This is a genomic window from Streptomyces sp. R-74717, assembly GCF_047305335.1.
GTDB lineage: Bacteria > Actinomycetota > Actinomycetes > Streptomycetales > Streptomycetaceae > Streptomyces > Streptomyces atratus.
Genome location: NZ_CP102361.1, coordinates 5,408,359 through 5,428,419, shown reverse-complemented (window position 1 = coordinate 5,428,419; position 20,061 = coordinate 5,408,359). Strand labels below are relative to the sequence as shown.

Genomic DNA, 20,061 nt, shown 5'->3' with positions numbered 1-20,061 from the left:
GACTGGGTCCGGGCAGGGCCGGACAGCGCAGCACGGGAGTCAGCCTGTCATGCACGCCAGTCGAGCGGCACCTGCTTGGCGGTGTCCCACGGGCGCTCCCAGCCCGCGAAGTGCAGAATCCGGTCGATCACTCCGGCCGTGAAACCCCAGACCAAGGCGGATTCGACCAGAAATGCCGGGCCTCGGTGACCGCTCGGATGGACCGTGGTCGCGCGATTGGCCGGGTCCGTGAGATCCGCCACGGGGACAGTGAAGACCCGGGCTGTCTCACCCGGATCGACGACGCCGACCGGACTCGGCGACCGCCACCAGCCGAGGACCGGTGTCACGACGAAGCCGCTCACGGGGATGTAGAGCCGGGGCAGCACACCGAAGAGCTGCACTCCGCGCGGATCGAGGCCGGTCTCCTCCCGGGCCTCCCGCAGAGCGGCCCTGAGCGGCCCTGTAGTGGCTTGGTCGCCGTCCTCCGGGTCCAGGGCGCCGCCGGGGAAGGAAGGCTGCCCAGCGTGGGAACGCAGGCTTCCTGATCGCTCCATGAGGAGCAGCTCGGGACCGCACTCACCCTCCCCGAACAGTACGAGTACGGCGGACTGCCGCCCGGCGCCGCTCTCCGGCGGCAGAAAGCGGCTGAGCTGGTCCGGCTCGATCGTCCGCGCGGCACGGGCCACGGGGTCGAGCCAGTCCGGCAGGCCCTCGGTCGTGACGGTGATGGCTCCGTCGTGACCTGCGCCTGCCGTGGTGGCGGCGGCCGCCGCGATCGCCGCAGCGGGGCTCACGGCCGCCGGGTTGACCGCAGCAGGGCTGACCGCCGCGGGCGCGGCTGCCGCTTCCGCGCTCTGTTCGTGCGTGCTCTGCGTGCTCTGTTCGTGCGTCTTCATAGGCACCCCTCGTCTCACAACGCCTGTCATCACGCATTTCGTTCCGGAGCGAGCGCCGTGCGTCAGCCGGCCCCCAGGGCCGGCGCGGGCTTGCCCGGGTAGTCCGCCGGCGGGCTCAGCCGCTGCCCGGGCTGACCGCCCATCTCGTACTTCAGCAGCTTCCTGGCCTTCTCCGGGTCCGTCTCGCCCTCCCCGTACGCCGGGCAGAGCGGGGCGATCGGACAGGCGCCGCAGGCGGGCTTGCGGGCATGGCAGATGCGGCGGCCGTGGAAGACGACGCGGTGCGAGAGCATCGTCCACTCGCTCTTGGGGAAGATCGCAGCGATCTCGGCCTCGACCTTCTCCGGGTCCTCCTGCTCCGTCCACTTCCAGCGGCGGACCAGGCGCCCGAAATGGGTGTCGACCGTGATGCCCGGTACGCCGAAGGCATTCCCGAGCACGACATTGGCGGTCTTGCGGCCGACTCCCGGAAGCGAGACGAGATCGGCGAGCCGGCCCGGCACCTCGCCGCCGAACCTGTCCCTGAGCGCCACGGAGAGGCCTATCAGCGACTTGGTCTTGGCCCGGAAGAAACCGGTCGGCCGAATGAGCTCTTCCAATTCCTCCGGGACGGCCGCGGCCATGTCCTCGGGGGTGGGGTAGGCGGCGAAGAGGGCGGGGGTGGTCTGGTTGACCCTCAGATCAGTGGTCTGGGCGGAGAGGACCGTGGCGACGAGAAGCTCGAAGGGATTCCTGAAGTCCAGCTCGGGGTGGGCATACGGGTAGAGCTCGGCGAGCTCACGGTTGATCCTGCGCGCACGGCGGACCATCGCCAGATGCGATTCCGGTTTCGCACCGGGCTTTGCTCCGGATTTCGCGGGTTTCACAGTGGCCACCGCGGTGGACTTGGCTGCGGCCCGTGCGGTGGCCTTCGCGGCAGACTTGGCTGCGGCCGGTGCGGCGGACTTCGGCGCGGGCTTCGCTGCGGTCTTCACACCGGCCCTAGGGACCTGCTCACCCACGGGGCGTTTTGTCGCTTTTTTCGGGCGACTCGCAGCCTGTTCGCCCACAGCGGAATCACGGCCTTCCGACACCCCATCAGCCCCCTTGGCCTGCGCTCTCACCGGCGATTTGGACACCCGGCCAGCCTAGAGCCACACACCGACATCCGCCCCGGTCACCGCGTATCCACCCCCAATCGGCCCCCTGCCTCACGGTTCGGCACGCTCGTGCGTCAAACTGGTTTGTGATTGATCGCACTGTTTTACCGTCCGGCATGATGGGGACCACGGTTCCCTGAACAGGCCGACAAGGAGAGAACTCGTGGACGACGTTCTGCGGCGCGCCCCGCTTTTCGCGGCGCTCGATGATGAGCAGGCCGCGGAGCTCCGCGCCTCGATGAGTGAGGTGACCCTCGCGCGCGGCGACGCGCTCTTCCACGAGGGCGACCCGGGCGACCGCCTCTATGTGGTCACCGAGGGCAAGGTGAAGCTCCACCGCACCTCCCCCGACGGGCGCGAGAACATGCTGGCGGTCCTCGGCCCCGGCGAGCTGATCGGTGAGCTGTCGCTCTTCGACCCGGGCCCGCGCACCGCCACCGCGACCGCGCTGACCGAGGTCAAGCTCCTCGGCCTCGGCCACGGCGACCTCCAGCCCTGGCTGAACGCCCGCCCCGAGGTGGCCACGGCCCTGCTGCGTGCCGTCGCCCGCCGACTGCGCAAGACCAACGACCAGATGTCCGATCTGGTCTTCTCGGACGTACCGGGCCGTGTCGCCCGCGCCCTCCTCGACCTGTCGCGCCGCTTCGGCGTCCAGTCCGAGGAAGGCATCCATGTCGTCCACGACCTGACCCAGGAAGAGCTGGCCCAGCTGGTCGGCGCCTCCCGCGAGACGGTCAACAAGGCGCTCGCCGACTTCGCCGGACGCGGCTGGCTGCGCCTGGAGGCGCGCGCCGTGATCCTGCTGGACGTGGAGCGCCTGGCCAAGCGGTCCCGCTAGCCGGCCCGCCCGGCCGGCCCCGGCCGGGCGCCATCTCCGTACGCAAGGCCCTGCCGCACGGCGGGGCCTTGCGCATGTCCGTTCCGGCCTAGATCAGCCCGTGCTCGCCGAGGTACTCCAGCTGCGCCAGAACCGAGAGTTCCGCCGCGGGCCACAGGGACCGGTCCACGTCCGCGTACACCTGCGCCACCACCTCCGACACCGTCCGGTGTCCGGCCTCGACCGCCGTCTCCACCTGGGCCAGCCGGTGCGCGCGGTGTGCGAGGTAGAACTCGACCGCGCCCTGCGCGTCCTCCAGCACCGGGCCGTGCCCCGGCAGCACCGTGTGCACGCCGTCGTCGACCGTGAGCGAACGCAGCCTCCGCAGCGAGTCGAGGTAGTCGCCGAGCCGCCCGTCCGGATGTGCGACGACCGTGGTGCCGCGTCCGAGGATCGTGTCCCCCGTCAGCACCGCCCGGTCGGCGGGCAGATGGAAGGAGAGCGAATCCGCAGTGTGCCCGGGGGTCGGCACGACGTGCAGCTCCAGGCCCCCGGTGGTGATCACATCGCCCGCGGTCAGGCCCTCGTCGCCGAGGCGCAGCGCCGGGTCCAGGGCGCGCACCGCGGTACGGGTCAGCTCGGCGAAGCGCGCCGCGCCCTCCGCATGGTCCGGGTGCCCGTGGGTGAGCAGGGTGAGCGCGATCCGGCGGCCCGCCCGCTCGGCGGTGTCGATGACGGCCCGCAGATGTGTGTCGTCCAGCGGGCCCGGGTCGATGACGACCGCGAGGTCGGAGTCGGGCTCGGCGACGATCCAGGTGTTGGTGCCGTCCAGCGTCATCGCCGAGGCGTTGGGTGCGAGGACGTTGACGGTACGGGTGGTGGCGGGTCCGGACAGCACCCCGCCGCGTGGCTGGCCGGGCAGCGCGGCCGCGTCGCTCATACGGCTTCACCTCCCGCGCCACCTGCACCTGTCGGCCGGCTCGGGATGTGCTTGGTGAACTCGTCGTGTCCCGGCCAGCTCAGCACCAACTCGTCGCCCTCCAGCCGCGCCTGTGCCAGTACGGGGGTGAGGTCCTGGGAATCCGCCGCCTTCAGGGCCTCGGCGGCCGTCCCGTACGGCCTGAGCGCCCGCAGCGTCGACACGGTCGGCGGCATCATCAGCAACTCGCCCCTGTCGTACCCGTCGGCGGCCTCTCCGGGCGCTATCCACACCGTGCGGTCGGCCTCCGTGGAGGCGTTGCGGGTGCGCTGGCCCTCGGGGAGCGCGGCAACGAAGAACCAGGTGTCGTAGCGGCGTGGTTCGAACTCGGGGGTGATCCAGCGCGCCCAGGAACCCAGCAGGTCGGAGCGCAGCACCAGACCACGACGGTCCAGGAACTCAGCGAAGGAGAGCTCGCGGGCGACCAGTGCCCCGCGGTCGGCCTCCCAGTCGGCGCCGGTCGTGTCGCTGACGACCGTATCGGCGGTCGGGCCGGCGAGGAGGACACCCGCTTCCTCGTACGTCTCACGGACCGCCGCGCAGACGATGGCCTGCGCCTCGGCCGGTGTACCGACGCCGAGCCGCTCGGCCCAGCTCTCCAGCGCGGGTCCGGCCCAGCCGACGAGCCGGTCGTCGTCGCGCGGGTCGACCCCGCCACCCGGATAGGCGTACGCCCCGCCGGCAAAGGCCATGGAGGCTCGGCGGCGCAGCATGTGGACGGCGGGGCCGCCCCCGGTGTCAGCGGCAGGATCCCGGAGCAGCATCACGGTGGCGGCCCGCTTCGGGGTCGCGGCCGTCAGCTCGCCCGCGGCGAGTGCCCGGATCCGGTCGGGCCATTCCGGTGGGTACCACTGACCATTGGACATGGCCGGAGGCTATCCGGAACCGCGACGATGTTCGAGAGGCACGTTGACCCGTACATGCCCCGTACACACATGATCCCGCCCGGTCATCACGACCGGACGGGATCAGAGAATCGACAGCGGACGGCAGCGACCGCCCAAGGACCGCGGCGGGCGTACGGCTCAGGCCCCGACCAGCTCGACCTGGACCTCGACCTCCACCGGCGCGTCCAGCGGCAGCACCGCGACGCCCACCGCGCTGCGCGCGTGCACGCCCTTGTCGCCGAGGACCGCGCCCAGCAGCTCGCTGGCGCCGTTGATCACGGCGGGCTGCCCGGTGAAGTCGGATGCCGAGGCGACGAAGCCCACGACCTTCACGACTCGCGCGATCCGGTCCAGGTCGCCCGCGACGGACTTCACGGCGGCCAGCGCGTTGAGCGCGCAGATCTTCGCCAGTTCCTTGGCCTCGTCGGGCGTGACCTCCGCACCGACCTTGCCGGTGACGGCGAGCTTGCCGTCCACCATCGGGAGCTGGCCGGAGGTGTACACGTACACCCCCGACTGCACGGCCGGCTGGTACGACGCCAGCGGCGGCACGACGTCCGGCAGCGTCAGCCCGAGCTCGGCGAGCTTCGCCTCCACAGCGCCGGCCACTACGCCTTCTCCCGCTTCAGGTAGGCCACGAGCTGCTCGGGGTTGTTCGGGCCGGGAACGACCTGGACCAGCTCCCAGCCGTCCTCGCCCCAGGTGTCCAGAATCTGCTTGGTCGCGTGCACGAGAAGCGGCACGGTCGCGTATTCCCACTTGGTCATGGCCCGACTGTAATGCCTTGCACGCGCAGCCTCGTGCGTAGCCCGCGGCCCGACTGGTTAGGCTCGAATACGTGAGCAGGTTCCAGGTCGTCAGCGGCAAGGGTGGTACCGGTAAGACCACGGTCGCCGCCGCCCTCGCGCTCGCCCTCGCGACCGAGGGCAGGCGGACCCTCCTCGTGGAGGTCGAGGGCAGGCAGGGCATCGCCCAGCTCTTCGAGACGGAGTCCCTTCCGTACGAGGAGCGCAAGATCGCCGTCGCGCCGGGCGGCGGCGAGGTGTACGCCCTCGCGATCGACGCCGAACGCGCCCTTCTCGACTACCTCCAGATGTTCTACAAGCTCGGCAGCGCGGGCCGGGCGCTCAAGAAGCTCGGCGCGATCGACTTCGCCACCACGATCGCGCCCGGTGTACGGGACGTGCTGCTGACCGGCAAGGCCTGCGAAGCCGTACGCCGCAAGGACAAGCAGAACCGGTACGTCTACGACTACGTGATCATGGACGCCCCGCCCACCGGGCGCATCACCCGCTTCCTCAACGTGAACGACGAGGTGGCGGGGCTGGCCCGGATCGGCCCTATACACAATCAGGCGCAGGCCGTGATGCGGGTGCTGAAGTCCCCCGAAACGGCTGTCCATCTGGTGACACTGCTCGAGGAGATGCCGGTCCAGGAGACCGCGGACGGCATCGCGGAGTTGCGGGCCGCCGAACTGCCGGTCGGCCGGGTCATCGTGAACATGGTGCGACCGCATCTGCTGGACGAGGACGCGCTGCGCACCGCCGCGGGCGGCCGCCGCAAGGAGATCGCCAGGGCACTGACCCGGGCGGGCGTGACCGGCTCCGCGGGGCTCGTACGCCCCCTGGTCGAGCAGGCGGCCGAGCATGCCCAGCGGGTCGAGCTGGAGCGCGAGCAGCGCGGGGTGCTCGCGGGCCTGGAGCTGCCGGGGTACGAACTCCCGCTGATCGGCGAGGGCATGGACCCGGCCGGGCTCTACGACCTGGCGACCGAACTCCGCAAGCAGGGCGTGGGTGACGGGGTGGGCGAAGGGGTGGGACAAGGGGTGGGTACATGACACAGGGCACGGACGCGGACACGGCCACAGACAGGGCCACCGCACCCGCACCCGCGCTGGACACCGACGCACTGCTCGACGACCCCGGCATCCGGATCGTCGTGTGCTGCGGTTCGGGCGGGGTCGGCAAGACCACGACCGCCGCGGCGCTGGGCGTACGGGCGGCCGAGCGCGGCCGTAAGGTCGTCGTCCTCACCATCGACCCGGCGCGCAGGCTCGCCCAGTCCATGGGCATCGACTCGCTGGACAACATCCCGCGCCGGGTGTCGGGCATCGACGGCGAGGGCGCCGGGGAGCTGCACGCCATGATGCTCGACATGAAGCGGACGTTCGACGAGATCGTCGAGGCGCACGCGGACGGCGAACGGGCCCGCGCGATCCTGGAGAACCCCTTCTACCAGTCCCTGTCGGCCGGTTTCGCGGGCACCCAGGAGTACATGGCGATGGAGAAGCTCGGGCAGCTGCGCGCGCGCAACGAGTGGGACCTGATCATCGTCGACACCCCGCCGTCGCGCTCCGCGCTGGACTTCCTGGACGCACCGAAGCGGCTCGGTTCGTTCCTGGACGGAAAGTTCATCAAGCTGCTGATGGCCCCGGCGAAGATGGGCGGCCGGGCAGGGATGAAATTCCTCAATGTGGGCATGTCGATGATGACCGGCACCCTCGGCAAGTTGCTCGGCGGTCAGTTCCTGCGCGACGTACAGACCTTCGTGGCGGCGATGGACACCATGTTCGGCGGCTTCCGCACCCGGGCCGATGCCACGTACAAACTGCTGCAGGCGCCCGGTACGGCGTTCCTCGTCGTCGCGACACCGGAGCGGGACGCGCTGCGCGAGGCGGCGTACTTCGTGGAACGGCTGGCCGCGGAGGAAATGCCGCTGGCCGGCCTGGTACTCAACCGTGTCCATGGCAGCGACGCCGCCCGGCTCTCTGCCGAGCTCGCACTTGCGGCCGCAGAAAATCTTGACGGGGTCGGCATTGTGGATCAGACGGCCGGGAAGGCTGGACTTCGTGACCCGGCCGACTGGTCGGTCGCCTCTCCCGCAGCCGTTGCCGATCCTTCCGAGCACGAGGACACCGAAGACCGCGAGCCAGATCCCGAACCGGCTCCCGAAGTCGCAACCAGGACCGAGACCGTGACCGAGGCCGCTTCCGTCCAGCAGTTGACCGCAGGTCTGTTGCGGCTGCACGCGGAACGGATGCAGGTGGTCGCGCGCGAACAGCGCACACGCGACCGCTTCACCGCGCTGCACCCCGAGGTCGCCGTGACCCAAGTGGCCGCGCTGCCCGGTGACGTACATGACCTCGCGGGGCTTCGGGCCATCGGGGACCGGCTCGCGACCGGTTCCACCCCGGCCGGAGCTGCGTAGCCGCCCGTCCGCTCTACCCCACCGCGGCGTACCTCTCGTGCAGTTCGTCATCGTCCAGCCCGATCGCCACGGGCAGGATGCCCGTGGACTGCTCATACTCGCTGCGCGCGGTCTCCAGCAGCCGGCGCCAGGACGTGACGGTCGGTCGCCTGCGCAGCAGTGCGCGGCGCTCCCGCTCCGTCATTCCGCCCCACACGCCGAATTCGACGCGATTGTCCAGCGCATCGGCCAGGCACTCGGTCCGCACCGGGCATCCGGTGCACACCGCCTTGGCCCTGTTCTGCGCTGCCCCTTGTACGAACAGTTCATCCGGATCGGTAGTGCGGCAGGCTGCCTGCGCACTCCAGTCGGTTACCCAGCCCATCACGGCGCCGTCCTCTCCCGAATCGAGGCTCCCCCACGGCGGTAGCGGCATATTCACCGCTGCCAGTTGAGGACGTTACGGAAGGCGGCGACAGCACAACACCCCCTTCGGGCCCAATCTTGAATGGCCCGAACGGACTATGCGTATGCGGCAGATCACCCAGGGGAGTGAGGTGAGGACATACCTGAATGTCCCAGCAGAATCAGGACAGTTCACCTGGATCACAACGGACGTTCGATGACACAGGAGGCGAATTCGGGAGTGCCTGAACTCGTGGCCGGATCGTGCATGGGGGTTGATACGCAACAGGACTGCTGTGACAGTTGGGAGCAGCTTAGGCCAAGGCATATACGCGTGTCCGGCGAATGAGAACGTAGACACCTCACGTTGCTATGCCGTCAAGTTCGCGGGATGAGTCCTCCGAACACGGCGCGGTCGTAGAGCCGCTGGCTCCACTCGTTGGCGTCGGGGCCGGGGGCAGTGGTCAGGACGGGGTTCGGGCCCGTCTCGATGAGGTGCAGGAGCGTCCAGGCGACGCCGTAGCAGTCGTCGGGCCCGAAACACGCGACCAGCGCCTTCGCTTCCTCCCCGGTGACCGGCTTCGGGATCGCACGTAGCTGCTGATCGCGCCTGTCGATCTCTTCTTCGCTCGCGTCCCAGTCGGGGAGCGGGCCACCCGCAACGAACGTCTGCACTTCGGGTCTCATGGGCGAATGATCGGCTGCTGCCGGCCCTCTGGGCCACCGACTCAGCAGGGAATCTGCCACCCCTCCTTTGTCGATGTCAGAGTCGGGCAGCCGATCCACTCGCCGCTGTCTGGATACTCCCAGTTGTCGTCATCGGCCAGAAGCACTGGCAGGTCTCCCCGTGCGATGGGCGCGCCGGGCTGAAGGCCAGGGCTTCCATCAGGAGCAGTCCAGGGAATGACGCGGCAGACCTCGATCCAGCCCCTGTCGACGAGAGACAGAAGGACGGGGGTCAGCTCCGCGGAGGGTCCTCATGACCGTTCTCACCGAAGCCAGTCGCCGTCTCATCCAATCCAGTCGGGGTAGAGGCCTGAGGGGCATCCGCGCCCGGCCGTCACGCGGGCCGCTGTACGGCCGGCCATTCCCCGGTGCGGGCGAACCGCTCGATCTCGGCCTCGTACGGTGTGGGGTCGAGGCCTCGCGCACGCACCCACGCCGTGTCGAGGTGGGTGTTCCGGTACGGATCAGCGGTGTCGCCGATGATGGTGACGATGCTGCCCTGCGTCCCCGCCTCGCGCATCCGTGCCACGAGGTGGCACGTCCCCCAGAAGTTGGTGCCGGTCGCCGGTCCGGCTTCAATCCCGGCAGTAGCGCGAAGCCACCGCAGGGCTGCAATGGACGCCGCGTCCGGTACCGGGATCATCAGATCGATCAACGCCGGCAGGAAGCCGGGTTCGATGCGTGGGCGACCGATGCCAGGTATCCGCGAGGGCATTCCCGTGGTGTAGTCGCCACAGCCGCTCGCCCAGGCGGGGAAGTAGGCGGAGTTCTCCGGGTCCACCACGGCCAGCCGAGTCGGATGACCGTGTCGCCGCAGGTGGCGCCCGACCGCGGCCGAGGTCGCCCCCGTTCCGGCACCGGTGACGATCCACTTCGGGATGGGGTGTGGCTCCCTGCTCAGTTGAACGAAGATCTCGTCGGCGATCGTCGGCTCACCCCATCCGGCCACCGCTCGCTCCGCGTCAGTGAAGTGGTCCAGGAAGTGGCCACCGAGCCGCTCGGCCAACGCCCTCGCCTCCCCCTGCACCGCAGCCGGCGGCTGCTCACCCACCTGCCACCGGCCGCCCTCCCTCTCGATCCTGGCCAGGACGTCCACAGAGGTCTTCGCCGGTACGACGGCGGTGAACACCAGACCCAGCAGTCTCGCGAAGTGGGCTCCGGCGACGGCGACTGCCCCGCTCGTAGCCGCGATTACCGGCGTATCCGCCCTGATGGCGCCGCTAGCTATCGCCTCACAGAACATGGCCCGCACCAGGCGATACTTCATACTGCCGGTGGGATGCGCGGACTCGTCCTTGACGTAGATCTCGACGTCCCGGATTGCGGGTAGCGGAAGCGGGCGCAGGGGCGTCGGTGTCAGACGCCGGCCGTCGGACTGTACCCGTCGGATCGCGTCGGCAGCCCACGAGTTGGGGTGGTCCATGGCCATGACCGGACCCTACTGGAGGCTCGGCACCAGTCAGGTCGCCATGCCCAGCGGTCATCATGGCGACACGAACCTGCCGCTGTGCCAGCTACCGCGCTTCGGCTCTGCCGTATCGCTTGGGCGGCTGGATCGGATGAGACGGCGACTGGCTTCGGTGAGAACGGTCGGCTCAAGGTCCGCCATCCTGGGACAACGCGACAGGTCACGCAGCCACTGCTTCCACGCCTGGATGTCACGGTCTGGTACTCGAACGCCCCGAGAAGCCCCTGCTCCTACGGAACGCTCATAACTACGGATTAGGCTGCCCCCATGCCAAAGAAGCGCTCGGGCGGGGGTCTCACGACGACCCAGCAGGCCGCCAAGTTCCTCGGTGTCGCCGCACTTGCCGGAGTTGTGCTCGCGGGCATCGCTCTGCCGGCCGCCGGAGCACTGGGTCTCGCCACCAAGGGGACGGTCGAGGGATTCGACGAGATCCCGGCCAATCTCCGTACTCCACCGCTGAGCCAGCGCACCACAATCCTGGACAACAAGGGCGGAATGATCGCCACCGTCTATTCGCGCGACCGCACGGTGGTCGAGCTGAAGGACATCTCGCCGTACATGCAGAAGGCGATCGTGGCGATCGAGGACGCCCGCTTCTACGAGCACGGGGCGATCGACCTCAAGGGCATCCTGCGCGCGCTGAACCGCAATGTGCAGGAGGGCGGGACCGCGCAGGGCGCATCGACCCTCACACAGCAGTACGTGAAGAACGTCTTCGTCGAGGAGGCCGGCGACGACCCGGACAAGGTCGCGCAGGCCACCCAGCAGACCATGGGCCGCAAGATCCAGGAGCTGAAGTACGCGATCCAGGTCGAGGAGAAACTCGGCAAGAAGCGGATTCTGACGAACTACCTGAACATCACCTTCTTCGGACAGCAGGCGTACGGCGTCGAGGCCGCCTCCCAGCGCTACTTCTCCAAGTCGGCGAAGGACCTGACGCTGGAGGAGTCCGCGCTGCTGGCCGGCATCGTGCAGTCGCCGAGCCGCTACGACCCGGTCAACGACACCGCCGAGGCGACCAAGCGCCGCAACACCGTGCTCCAGCGCATGGCCGACGTCGGCGACATCTCGCAGGCCGAGGCCGACAAGGCGAAGTCGAACCCGATCAAGCTGAAGGTCAAGAAGCCGCAGAACGGCTGCATCACGGCCGTCAGCGGAGCCGGTTTCTTCTGTGACTACGTCCGTCACGTCTTCCTCTCCGACCCGGTCTTCGGCAAGACCAAGGAGGACCGGGCCAAGATCTGGAACCGGGGCGGTCTGACGATCCGGACGACGCTCGACCCGCAGTCCCAGCAGTCGGTGCAGAGCTCGATCAAGAGTCACGTCTACAAGTCGGACAAGGTCGCGACCGCCGTGACGCTGGTCCAGCCGGGCACCGGCAAGATCATGGGAATGGGCCAGTCCAAGCCGTACGGCTTCGGGACCAACGAGACCCAGTACAACTACTCGGTCAACAAGAGCATGGGCGGCTCGAACTACGGCTTCCCGACCGGTTCGACGTTCAAGCCGTTCCTTGCCGCCGCGGCCATAGAGGGCGGCAAACCGGCCACGCAGACCTACCCCTCCCCGTACGAGATGGACTACCCGGACACGGTGCAGTCCTGCGGGAAGCCGTGGGTCAACGACGGCGTGCCGAAGTATCACCTGGAGAACGAGAGCGAGTCCGAGAGGGGGCCGTACCCGCTGAAGGTCGCGATGGAGAAGTCCGTCAACACCTACTTCGTGCAGATGCTCCAGGACATCGGCATGTGTCCGGTCTCGAAGATGACCGACAAGCTGGGCGTGGTGCAGGGCGACGGCACCAAGCTGCCGCAGAACCCGTCCACACTGACCCTCGGTTCCAATGGCCTGTCGCCGCTGACGATGGCCAGTGCCTACGCCGCCTTCGCCAACCGCGGTACGTACTGCACACCGATAGCCATCGAGTCGGTGAAAACGGCGGACGGCACCTCGCTGCCCGTACCGAAGACCACCTGCTCACAGGCGATGTCGCAGACGACGGCGGACACCATCAACACCCTGCTGCGCGGCGTGGTCGACTCCGGTACCGGTCAGGAGGCCGGCCTCCAGAGCCGCGACAACGCGGGCAAGACCGGTACGACCGACGCCCGTAAGAACGCCTGGTTCGTCGGCTACACGCCGAACATGTCCGGCGCGGTCTGGGTCGGCAGCCCGTCCCAGAGCGTCGAGATGGAGCGCATCACCATCGGCGGCGTGTACCAGGACAAGGTGTACGGCGGACAGGTCCCCGGACCGATCTGGCGTGACGCGATGACGGGCGCCCTCAATGGAGTAGACGCCCCCGCCTTCAACACCGTCAACATCCCGGACCCGCCGGAGCAGCACGGCGATGACGAGGACCATGGCAGGCCGGGTCCCGGGGGCAAGAAGCCCGGCAAGAAGCCCGGCGACAAGAATCCCTTCCCCGGCATGAGCATCCCGCCGGACCTGATCGGCGGGAACACCGGCGGCCGCGGCGGTCAGACCAACGGCGATACGCAGGGTCCCTGACCCCTACGGTTCACGCACATGAAGGTGGGGCGCCCCGGATCGATCCCGATCCGGGGCGCCCCACTTCGTACATCCCTGTCCCGTACGTCGCGCGGCCTCAGCCCGCCAGGAGCTTCTTCACCGCGGCGGCCACCCGGCCGCCGTCCGCGCGCCCCGCGACCTTCGGGTTCACGATCTTCATGACGGCGCCCATCGCCCGCGGCCCCTCGGCCCCGGCAGCCTTCGCCTCCTCGACGGCGGACGCCACGATCGCACCCAACTCGTCGTCGCTCAGCTGCTTCGGCAGGTATGCGTCGAGCAGCTCGCCCTCCGCCTTCTCACGTTCGGCCTGCTCGGTCCGGCCGCCCTGGGCGAAGGCCTCGGCCGCCTCGCGGCGCTTCTTCGCCTCCTTGGCGATCACCTTCTGCACCTCGTCGTCGGAGAGCTCGCGCGCCGTCTTGCCGCTGACCTCCTCCTTCGTGATGGCGGTGAGGGTCAGCCGGAGCGTGGACGAGGTCAGCTCGTCACGCGCCTTCATGGCCGTGGTGAGGTCTTCCTTGAGCTTGGACTTGAGCGTGGTCATGTGCTGATTGTGGCAGGTACGGGGCGCCCGCCGCCCGCCGGTTTTCTTCCTGCCGCACCGCGTCTGCGACGATGGACGCATGCGCGCACGCTACGGAGTACCCCTGAAAGTCACGGCAGTCGGCGCAGCGGTCGGCGCTGCCGGCCTCGCCTACGCCGCCGGATTCGAGGCCCGCTCGTTCCGCCTGCGACGGGTCACCATCCCCGTACTCCCGTACGGGGCCCGACCGTTGCGCGTACTCCAGGTCTCCGACATCCACATGGTGAGCGGCCAGCGCAAGAAGCGCGCCTGGCTGCAGTCGCTGGCCGGCCTGCGCCCGGACTTCGTCGTGAACACCGGCGACAACCTCTCGGACCCCGAGGCCGTACCCGAGCTGCTCGACGCGCTCGGTCCGCTGATGCAGTTCCCGGGTGTGTACGTCTTCGGCTCCAACGACTACTACGGCCCCAAGCTCCGCAACCCTGCCCGTTACCTCTTCGAGAAGGCCCGGGGCAAGCACGGCCTCAACGGGAACGCCCCCGCGGTCGGCGTCGTCCACAACCCGTGGGAACCGATGCGCGACGCCTTCGACGAGGCGGGCTGGCTGGGCCTGTCCAACACCCGCGGCCGCCTCAAGGTCGACGGCCTGGAGATCGCCTTCACCGGCCTGGACGACCCACACATCAAGCGCGACCGCTACGCGGAGGTGGCGGGCGGCCCCGAAACCGGCGCCGACCTCTCCATCGGCGTGGTCCACGCCCCCTACCTGCGCTCCCTGGACGCCTTCACGGCGGAGGGTTACCCCCTGATCCTGGCCGGTCACACCCACGGCGGCCAGCTCTGCATCCCCTTCTACGGTGCCCTGGTCACCAACTGCGACCTGGACACGGACCGGGTCAAGGGCCTCTCCACCCACTCCGTCGAGAACCACCGCGCCTACCTCCACGTCTCCGCAGGCTGCGGCACCAACCGCTACACCCCGGTCCGCTTCGCCTGCCCGCCCGAGGCGACCCTGCTGACCCTGACGCCCCAGGACTGAGCACCCACGCCCCCTCGCCCTCGGCAGCACATAAAGCGGATTTCGCCTGAGGGCGCAGGTGGGCTAAAGTAATCGATGTCGCCGGGAGACCGGCGACGATCGGGGTGTAGCGCAGCTTGGTAGCGCGCTTCGTTCGGGACGAAGAAGTCGTGGGTTCAAATCCCGCCACCCCGACAAAGGTCAGAGGCCCATTCGCTTGATCGCGAATGGGCCTCTTTCGTGCTCGAGGGGGGCCAAGCAGGGGGCCACCCGAAACTGATCAAGCCTCGTCGGCGTCTACCTCGCGATCGCCGGCAAAGATCTCGTCCGTGGCCTCGGCGCCCTGAACGATCACGGGCCGGAGCTGCTTGCGACAGACAGCCTCGGTCGTCGCCCGGCTGCTGTGGCCGACCAAGAGCGCGACGGTCCGACGACTCTTCCGCGTCTTGGTCTCGCCGTGCCTGTGGACGGAACGCACACCGCGACGTGCGGCGGAATGCCGTCCCGCGTCGACCGGTAGACGTGATCCCACGTGAGAGGGCGCGCCTCCTCAGTACGGACGCCACTCAATAGCGAGACCCCATGACAGCTCCCGGCCAACGCCGCTACGCCGACCTCCCGCCCGCCAACCGGTTGATCTCCATGGCGGGTCGCGGATCCGCCCTCCGGGGCGGCTGGGACGATTCGCCCATGGCACCCAGGGCAGGCACTGCTCCGAGTTCGGCAACGGCGCGACTCGTCCTGTTGACGCTCGCTGCCGGTCAGTTCCTGATGGCGCTCGACAGCTCTGTCATGAACGTCTCGATCGCGACCGTGGCCGACGACGTGGGCACGACAGTGACGGGTATCCAAGGGGCCATCACGGCATACACCCTTGTGATGGCAATGTTCATGATCCCCGGGGGTAAGGTCGGGGCGCTGATCGGCCGCAAACGCGCGTTCGTGATCGGTTGCGGCATCTACGGCTGCGGATCCCTCATCACGGCGCTCGCGCCCAACCTGCCTGTGTTGCTGCTCGGCTGGTCGTTCCTCGAGGGGGTCGGAGCGGCGCTCATCCTCCCCGCGATCGTGGCGCTCGTGGCCGGCAACTTCGCCACGGATCGTCGTCCTGCGGCCTACGGACTCGTCGCGGCAGCAGGGGCCGTGGCGATCGCGCTCGGGCCGCTCATCGGGGGTGTCGCCACGACGTACTTCTCGTGGCGGTGGGTCTTCGCCGGGGAGGTCTTGGTGGTCCTCGGCATCCTGGTGCTTGCCCGTCGCACCGCTGACGCTGTGAGCGACGAAAGCCCACGCATCGATCTCGTCGGCGCCGTGCTCTCCGCGCTCGGGCTCGGGATCTTCGTCTACGGGGTGCTCCGCTCGGACGAATGGGGCTGGTTCAGTCCGAAGCCCGCCGCGCCTTCGTGGCTCGGGGTTTCCCTGGTCGTGTGGTTGATGCTGGCAGGGCTGCTTCTGGTCTGGCTCTTCCTCCGCTGGGAGGCCCGGCTCGTGGAGCGGCGCAGGGAGCCGCTCATTCACCCATCCATGCTGGAGAACAAACAGCTCACCGGCGGGCTGACGATGTTCTTCTTCCAGTACCTCGTGCAGATGGGCGTGTTCTTCGTCGTACCGCTCTATCTGTCGGTTGCCCTGGGCCTGTCCGCGCTCACGACCGGTGCCCGCCTCCTGCCGCTCTCGATCACGCTGCTGGCTGCCGCAGTCCTGATCCCACGCTTCTTCCCCGACGTCTCCCCGCGGCGCGTGGTGCGGCTCGGGGTTCTCGCGTTGCTCGCGGGCGCCGTCGCCCTGATGGCCGCGCTCGACGCAGACGCCGGTGCGGAAATCGTCACCATCCCGCTCCTGTTGATCGGGCTCGGCATGGGATCGCTGGCGTCCCAGCTCGGATCAGTCACCGTGTCCGCAGTGCCGGAGCAACAGAGCGCAGAAGTCGGCGGCGTCCAGAACGCCGTCACCAACCTCGGCGCCTCGATCGGAACCGCACTCGCCGGGTCGATCATGATCGCCGCGCTCACGTCTTCTTTCCTGACCAACGTCGAACAGAATCCGGCGGTCCCGGCCGACGTCAAGAGCAAGGCGACCGTCGAGCTCCGAAGCGGAGCACCCTTCCTGTCGGACGCCCAGCTCAAGACCGCCCTCGAAGAGGCCGGCACAAGTACGGAGGTGACTCGGGCGACGCTCGACGCGAACGCCGAAGCGAGACTCGACGGCCTGCGCGCCGCACTCGCCATCCTCGCCCTCACCGCTCTCCTCGCGATGTTCTTCACCCACCGGATCCCGACGTCCCAGCCCCGGTCGACGGAGCCATAGATCCCGGCGTCGCGTTCACGAGCCACGAGAACCGTAGATGCCGGGCGGCAACGACCGCTTGGAGAACGCCGTTTGGGTTTTCCTCACACACACGCGCGGGTTGGGGCCTCACACGGAGAGAGCACCGAGTTCGGGTCATGAGTGCTGCGGGCCTTCCCGGCAAGGGATTCGATGGCCGGGTTCCCTGAATCACCGACTTCCCGTACCACGTCGGGCGCCCAGTCCTCCGTGGGCGGCTCGGACAGGACCAGGTACCGACGCTCCACGCCGCCCGTACGTCGGGCGGGGCGCTCGCGGTCGTGGCGGTCGGTACGGCCGGGCTCCTCGTCGTACGGACGCTCCTTCAGCGACGCCGTAGCCGAACGAACCAGCGGTCCTCGGCCTGCCACGGGCCGTCGGCCGTCCAGCCCGCGGCCTCCGCGTACGCCGACAGGGCCCGTATCCCTACGCGGGCCCAGGGAAACGCGGTTCCCCGCGCTCCCCGCCCGTCGACGACCCGTACGTCGACCCGCTCGTCCACATCGAGGGCGGCGGCCTCCACGATGGCCACGCCGTCGGGGCCCACCAGCTCGGCCGTTCGCGCGAGCAGAGCCGCGGGGTCACCACCGATGCCGATGTTCCCGTCGACGAGCAGCACCGTCCCCCACCGTCCCTCGCTGGGCAGTGGCTCGAAGACGGAGCGGCACAGCGCCGTCCCGCCACCCCGGACCGTACGGTCGACCGCCTCCTGACTCACATCGATGCCGAGCGCGGGACGGCCGAGCGCGGCCAGAGCCGTCACCAGCCGCCCCGGCCCGCACCCGATGTCGAGCACCGGGCCCCTGCACCGGGCCAGCACGGTACTGTCGGCACTGTCCGCCGCCGCACACCAACGCTCGATCTCCAGGGGCAGCAACCAGCCGTCACCGCGTCGCAGGAAGAGCGGGCCGCGCCCCGAACGCAGGGCGTCGGTGTACGGGTCGGCCCGCCAGGCCCGAAGCGAATCCAAGGACCGCGCGGATGCCAGGGGCCCGACGGGCTCGACGGATTCCGCCGGCCGCGCCGACTCCAGGGCGCTCACCTGACACCTGTCCCGGTAAGTGCCGCGTGCAGCACGGCGAAACGGCTGCCCGGGACCTTCCCGGCCACCGCCAGGGCGTCGGCGGCGGTATCCACGTCCCGCAGCGCCGGCAGGTCGCGGACGGTGAGACCGGCCTCCGTCAGCCGACGGCGCTGCACCCTCCCGGTCTCCGGTACGGACATGGGTACGCCGCGCAGCAGTTCCGGGTCCGGCGCGGCGAGCCCGAGGGCCCAGAAGCCGCCGTCGTCCGCCGGCCCGAACCAGGCGTCGCAACGACCGAATTCCAGTCCGGTGGCCAGGAGCGCCGGAGTGACCTGCGGGGTGTCCATGCCGATCAGCAGTGTCGGCCCGGCACATCGGGCGAAGGCCGCGGCCAGCCGTTCGTCGAGCCCGCCCGGAGACTGCGGCACCACTTCGAAGCCGACGGGCAGCCAGGCGCCGGGATTCCCCGCCAGGACCAGGACTCGGCGGTCGGCGGGCGTGGCGAGCACCGTCTCCAGAGTGTCGGCGAGCGCGGCCTCGGCGAGCCGGGCCGCCTCCGAGGGGCTGAAGGGCGGAGTGAGCCGGGTCTTCACCCGGCCCGGCACCGGCTCCTTGGCGATGACCAGCACGGTGCTCACCGGGCCGCCTCCAGCGGCTCCTCGCCCAGCACCTTCCGCATGTCCCGTACTGCGTGCCAGGTGCCCCGCCACGTTCCGGTGACCTTCGACTTCCCCGTGCGGGGCAGATACGGGACGTCCCTCTCCCGCACCCGCCAGCCGGCGTCGGCGGCGCGCACCACCATCTGGAGCGGGTAGCCGCTGCGCCGGTCGGTGAGGCCGAGGGAAAGCAGCGCCTCGCGGCGCGCGGCCCGCATCGGGCCGAGGTCGTGCAGGCGCAGACCGGTACGACGGCGCAGCATCCGGGCGAGAGCGAGGTTGCCCGCGCGGGCGTGCGGAGGCCAGGCCCCGCGAGACTGCGGACGCCGCCGCCCCAGAACCAGGTCGGCTTCTCCTGAGGCCACTTGGGCCGCGAAGGAGGTGAGCAGGCCGGGGTCGAGCGAGGCGTCGCAGTCACAGAAGCAGACGATGTCCGCGTCCGCAGCGAGCAGACCCGCATGGCAGGCGGCGCCGAAGCCCCGCCGCGGCTCGCTCACCACGGTGGCGCCGAGAGAACGGGCGATCTCCGGAGATCCGTCGGTCGATCCGTTGTCGACGACGATCGGCCGCCAGCCGGTCGGGATCCGTTCCAGGACCCAGGGCAGGGCCCCTGCCTCGTCCAGACAGGGCAGGACAACGTTCACCGCGTACGGGGCCGCGGAATTCGAGTCGGTCACGGATTTCACCGTACGAATCCGAACCGGGCACAAGGGTTCCGAAGTCCTTACGAAACGCGGACATCGCTCCCCTGCGCCACTTCGGGGCGCCCGTCGGCCGAAGCCCGGTGCGAGGCTGGCCCCATGCACACAGCGCAGCACGTCCTGGTCGTGGACGACGATCCGACCGTCGCCGAAGTCGTGACCGGCTATCTGGAGCGCGCGGGCTTCACCGTGGACCGGGCAGCCGACGGCCCGGCTGCGCTGGCGGCGGCCGCCGCACGGTGGCCGGACCTGGTGGTCCTCGATCTGATGCTGCCCGGCGCGGACGGCCTGGAGGTCTGCCGCGAGCTGCGCGGCCACGGACCGGTACCCGTGATCATGCTGACAGCCCGCAGCGACGAGGAGGACCGCATCCTCGGCCTGGAGATCGGCGCCGACGACTACGTCACCAAACCGTTCAGCCCCCGCGAACTGGTGCTGCGCGTCACGTCCGTACTGCGCCGCCATGTCGTCGGCCGGCGACCGGGCCCCCGCCTGCGCGCGGCGGGGCTGGAGCTCGACCCGGCGGCCCGCCGTGCCACCAAGGACGGGCGGTCGCTGGCACTGACCCTGCGCGAGTTCGACCTGCTGAACTACTTCCTTCTCCATCCCGGCCAGGTGTGCGACCGCGAGCGGCTGATGCGGGAGGTGTGGGGCTGGGACTTCGGCGATCTGTCCACCGTCACGGTCCATGTCCGACGGCTGCGCGGCAAGATCGAGGAGGATGCGGCGCAGCCCCGGCTGATCCGGACCGTATGGGGCGCCGGCTACCGCTTCGATCCCGCCCCGCCGGAGGTGTGAGC

At 69.6% G+C, this 20,061-nt stretch carries 20 protein-coding genes and 1 tRNA gene; 8 read left to right on the top strand and 13 right to left on the bottom strand.

Annotated features, from left to right (window positions below):
* Positions 1-47: 47 nt before the first annotated feature.
* Both NRF20_RS24855 and nth read right to left on the bottom strand, forming a co-directional pair.
* Positions 48-878 carry an NUDIX hydrolase gene (locus NRF20_RS24855; protein WP_413753291.1) on the bottom strand — a complete coding sequence of 277 codons (831 nt, stop codon included), beginning with the start codon at positions 876-878 and terminating at the stop codon, positions 48-50.
* Positions 879-940: 62 nt separating this feature from the next.
* Positions 941-1,879: an endonuclease III gene (gene nth / locus NRF20_RS24850; RefSeq protein ID WP_398628135.1), complete on the bottom strand. Its 939-nt coding sequence runs from the start codon at positions 1,877-1,879 to the stop codon at positions 941-943.
* Positions 1,880-2,180: 301 nt separating this feature from the next.
* Between nth and NRF20_RS24845 the strand changes: the two genes are divergently transcribed.
* Positions 2,181-2,855, top strand: coding sequence for a Crp/Fnr family transcriptional regulator (locus NRF20_RS24845; protein WP_014046869.1), 675 nt, complete (start codon positions 2,181-2,183; stop codon positions 2,853-2,855).
* 88 nt (positions 2,856-2,943) lie between these two features.
* Here NRF20_RS24845 and NRF20_RS24840 read toward each other — a convergent pair whose 3' ends face one another.
* From NRF20_RS24840 to NRF20_RS24825, 4 genes are all read right to left on the bottom strand, one after another.
* Complete coding sequence (locus tag NRF20_RS24840) at positions 2,944-3,774, bottom strand: MBL fold metallo-hydrolase (protein WP_398628136.1); 831 nt, start codon at positions 3,772-3,774, stop codon at positions 2,944-2,946.
* The gene (locus tag NRF20_RS24835; RefSeq protein ID WP_413753290.1) at positions 3,771-4,679 is read right to left on the bottom strand and encodes an NUDIX hydrolase; all 909 of its coding nucleotides are present in this window, start codon (positions 4,677-4,679) and stop codon (positions 3,771-3,773) included. Before NRF20_RS24835 ends, NRF20_RS24840 begins: the two co-directional genes overlap by 4 nt.
* Positions 4,680-4,838: 159 nt before the next feature.
* Positions 4,839-5,309 carry a RidA family protein gene (locus NRF20_RS24830; protein WP_398628138.1) on the bottom strand — a complete coding sequence of 157 codons (471 nt, stop codon included), beginning with the start codon at positions 5,307-5,309 and terminating at the stop codon, positions 4,839-4,841.
* Positions 5,309-5,467: a DUF4177 domain-containing protein gene (locus NRF20_RS24825; RefSeq protein ID WP_003967454.1), complete on the bottom strand. Its 159-nt coding sequence runs from the start codon at positions 5,465-5,467 to the stop codon at positions 5,309-5,311. Before NRF20_RS24825 ends, NRF20_RS24830 begins: the two co-directional genes overlap by 1 nt.
* 71 nt (positions 5,468-5,538) lie before the next feature.
* Between NRF20_RS24825 and NRF20_RS24820 the strand changes: the two genes are divergently transcribed.
* Positions 5,539-6,537 (top strand): ArsA family ATPase, encoded by a 999-nt coding sequence (locus NRF20_RS24820; RefSeq protein WP_398628139.1) that lies wholly within the window; start codon positions 5,539-5,541, stop codon positions 6,535-6,537.
* On the top strand, positions 6,534-7,907 hold the full coding sequence (locus NRF20_RS24815) for an ArsA family ATPase (RefSeq protein WP_398628140.1): 1,374 nt from the start codon (positions 6,534-6,536) through the stop codon (positions 7,905-7,907). The genes NRF20_RS24820 and NRF20_RS24815 overlap by 4 nt, the downstream gene beginning before the upstream one ends.
* A 13-nt stretch (positions 7,908-7,920) precedes the next feature.
* Here the strand turns inward: NRF20_RS24815 and NRF20_RS24810 are convergent, their stop codons facing one another.
* The 3 genes from NRF20_RS24810 to NRF20_RS24800 all read right to left on the bottom strand — a co-directional run bounded on the left by NRF20_RS24810 (position 7,921) and on the right by NRF20_RS24800 (position 10,446).
* The gene (locus NRF20_RS24810; protein WP_176740522.1) at positions 7,921-8,271 is read right to left on the bottom strand and encodes a WhiB family transcriptional regulator; all 351 of its coding nucleotides are present in this window, start codon (positions 8,269-8,271) and stop codon (positions 7,921-7,923) included.
* Positions 8,272-8,669: 398 nt separating this feature from the next.
* The gene (locus NRF20_RS24805; RefSeq protein ID WP_398628141.1) at positions 8,670-8,978 is read right to left on the bottom strand and encodes a hypothetical protein; all 309 of its coding nucleotides are present in this window, start codon (positions 8,976-8,978) and stop codon (positions 8,670-8,672) included.
* A gap of 373 nt (positions 8,979-9,351) precedes the next feature.
* Positions 9,352-10,446, bottom strand: a complete 1,095-nt coding sequence (locus tag NRF20_RS24800; protein ID WP_413753289.1) for a PLP-dependent cysteine synthase family protein — start codon at positions 10,444-10,446, stop codon at positions 9,352-9,354.
* Between the two features lie 306 nt (positions 10,447-10,752).
* Here NRF20_RS24800 and NRF20_RS24795 point away from each other — a divergent pair, with 306 nt between their 5' ends.
* On the top strand, positions 10,753-12,996 hold the full coding sequence (locus tag NRF20_RS24795; RefSeq protein WP_398628143.1) for a transglycosylase domain-containing protein: 2,244 nt from the start codon (positions 10,753-10,755) through the stop codon (positions 12,994-12,996).
* A 97-nt stretch (positions 12,997-13,093) separates the two neighbouring features.
* Here NRF20_RS24795 and NRF20_RS24790 read toward each other — a convergent pair whose 3' ends face one another.
* Positions 13,094-13,558 carry a GatB/YqeY domain-containing protein gene (locus NRF20_RS24790; protein WP_114245277.1) on the bottom strand — a complete coding sequence of 155 codons (465 nt, stop codon included), beginning with the start codon at positions 13,556-13,558 and terminating at the stop codon, positions 13,094-13,096.
* 79 nt (positions 13,559-13,637) lie between these two features.
* Here NRF20_RS24790 and NRF20_RS24785 point away from each other — a divergent pair, with 79 nt between their 5' ends.
* From NRF20_RS24785 to NRF20_RS24775, 3 genes are all read left to right on the top strand, one after another.
* Entirely contained in the window at positions 13,638-14,576 is a 939-nt protein-coding gene (locus NRF20_RS24785; RefSeq protein WP_398628144.1) for a metallophosphoesterase, read from the top strand.
* A 100-nt stretch (positions 14,577-14,676) separates the two neighbouring features.
* A tRNA-Pro gene (locus tag NRF20_RS24780) sits at positions 14,677-14,750 on the top strand.
* Positions 14,751-15,245: 495 nt separating this feature from the next.
* On the top strand, positions 15,246-16,862 hold the full coding sequence (locus NRF20_RS24775; RefSeq protein WP_398628145.1) for an MFS transporter: 1,617 nt from the start codon (positions 15,246-15,248) through the stop codon (positions 16,860-16,862).
* A gap of 343 nt (positions 16,863-17,205) precedes the next feature.
* Here NRF20_RS24775 and NRF20_RS24770 read toward each other — a convergent pair whose 3' ends face one another.
* The 3 genes from NRF20_RS24770 to NRF20_RS24760 all read right to left on the bottom strand — a co-directional run bounded on the left by NRF20_RS24770 (position 17,206) and on the right by NRF20_RS24760 (position 19,246).
* Complete coding sequence (locus tag NRF20_RS24770) at positions 17,206-17,850, bottom strand: methyltransferase domain-containing protein (protein WP_398628592.1); 645 nt, start codon at positions 17,848-17,850, stop codon at positions 17,206-17,208.
* A gap of 68 nt (positions 17,851-17,918) precedes the next feature.
* A complete protein-coding gene (locus tag NRF20_RS24765; RefSeq protein ID WP_398628146.1) occupies positions 17,919-18,542 on the bottom strand; it encodes a DUF2064 domain-containing protein in 624 nt (207 codons plus the stop codon).
* Positions 18,539-19,246: a glycosyltransferase family 2 protein gene (locus tag NRF20_RS24760; protein ID WP_398628147.1), complete on the bottom strand. Its 708-nt coding sequence runs from the start codon at positions 19,244-19,246 to the stop codon at positions 18,539-18,541. Before NRF20_RS24760 ends, NRF20_RS24765 begins: the two co-directional genes overlap by 4 nt.
* A gap of 114 nt (positions 19,247-19,360) precedes the next feature.
* Between NRF20_RS24760 and NRF20_RS24755 the strand changes: the two genes are divergently transcribed.
* Entirely contained in the window at positions 19,361-20,059 is a 699-nt protein-coding gene (locus tag NRF20_RS24755) for a response regulator transcription factor (protein ID WP_398628148.1), read from the top strand.
* The last annotated feature ends 2 nt before the right edge of the window (positions 20,060-20,061 follow it).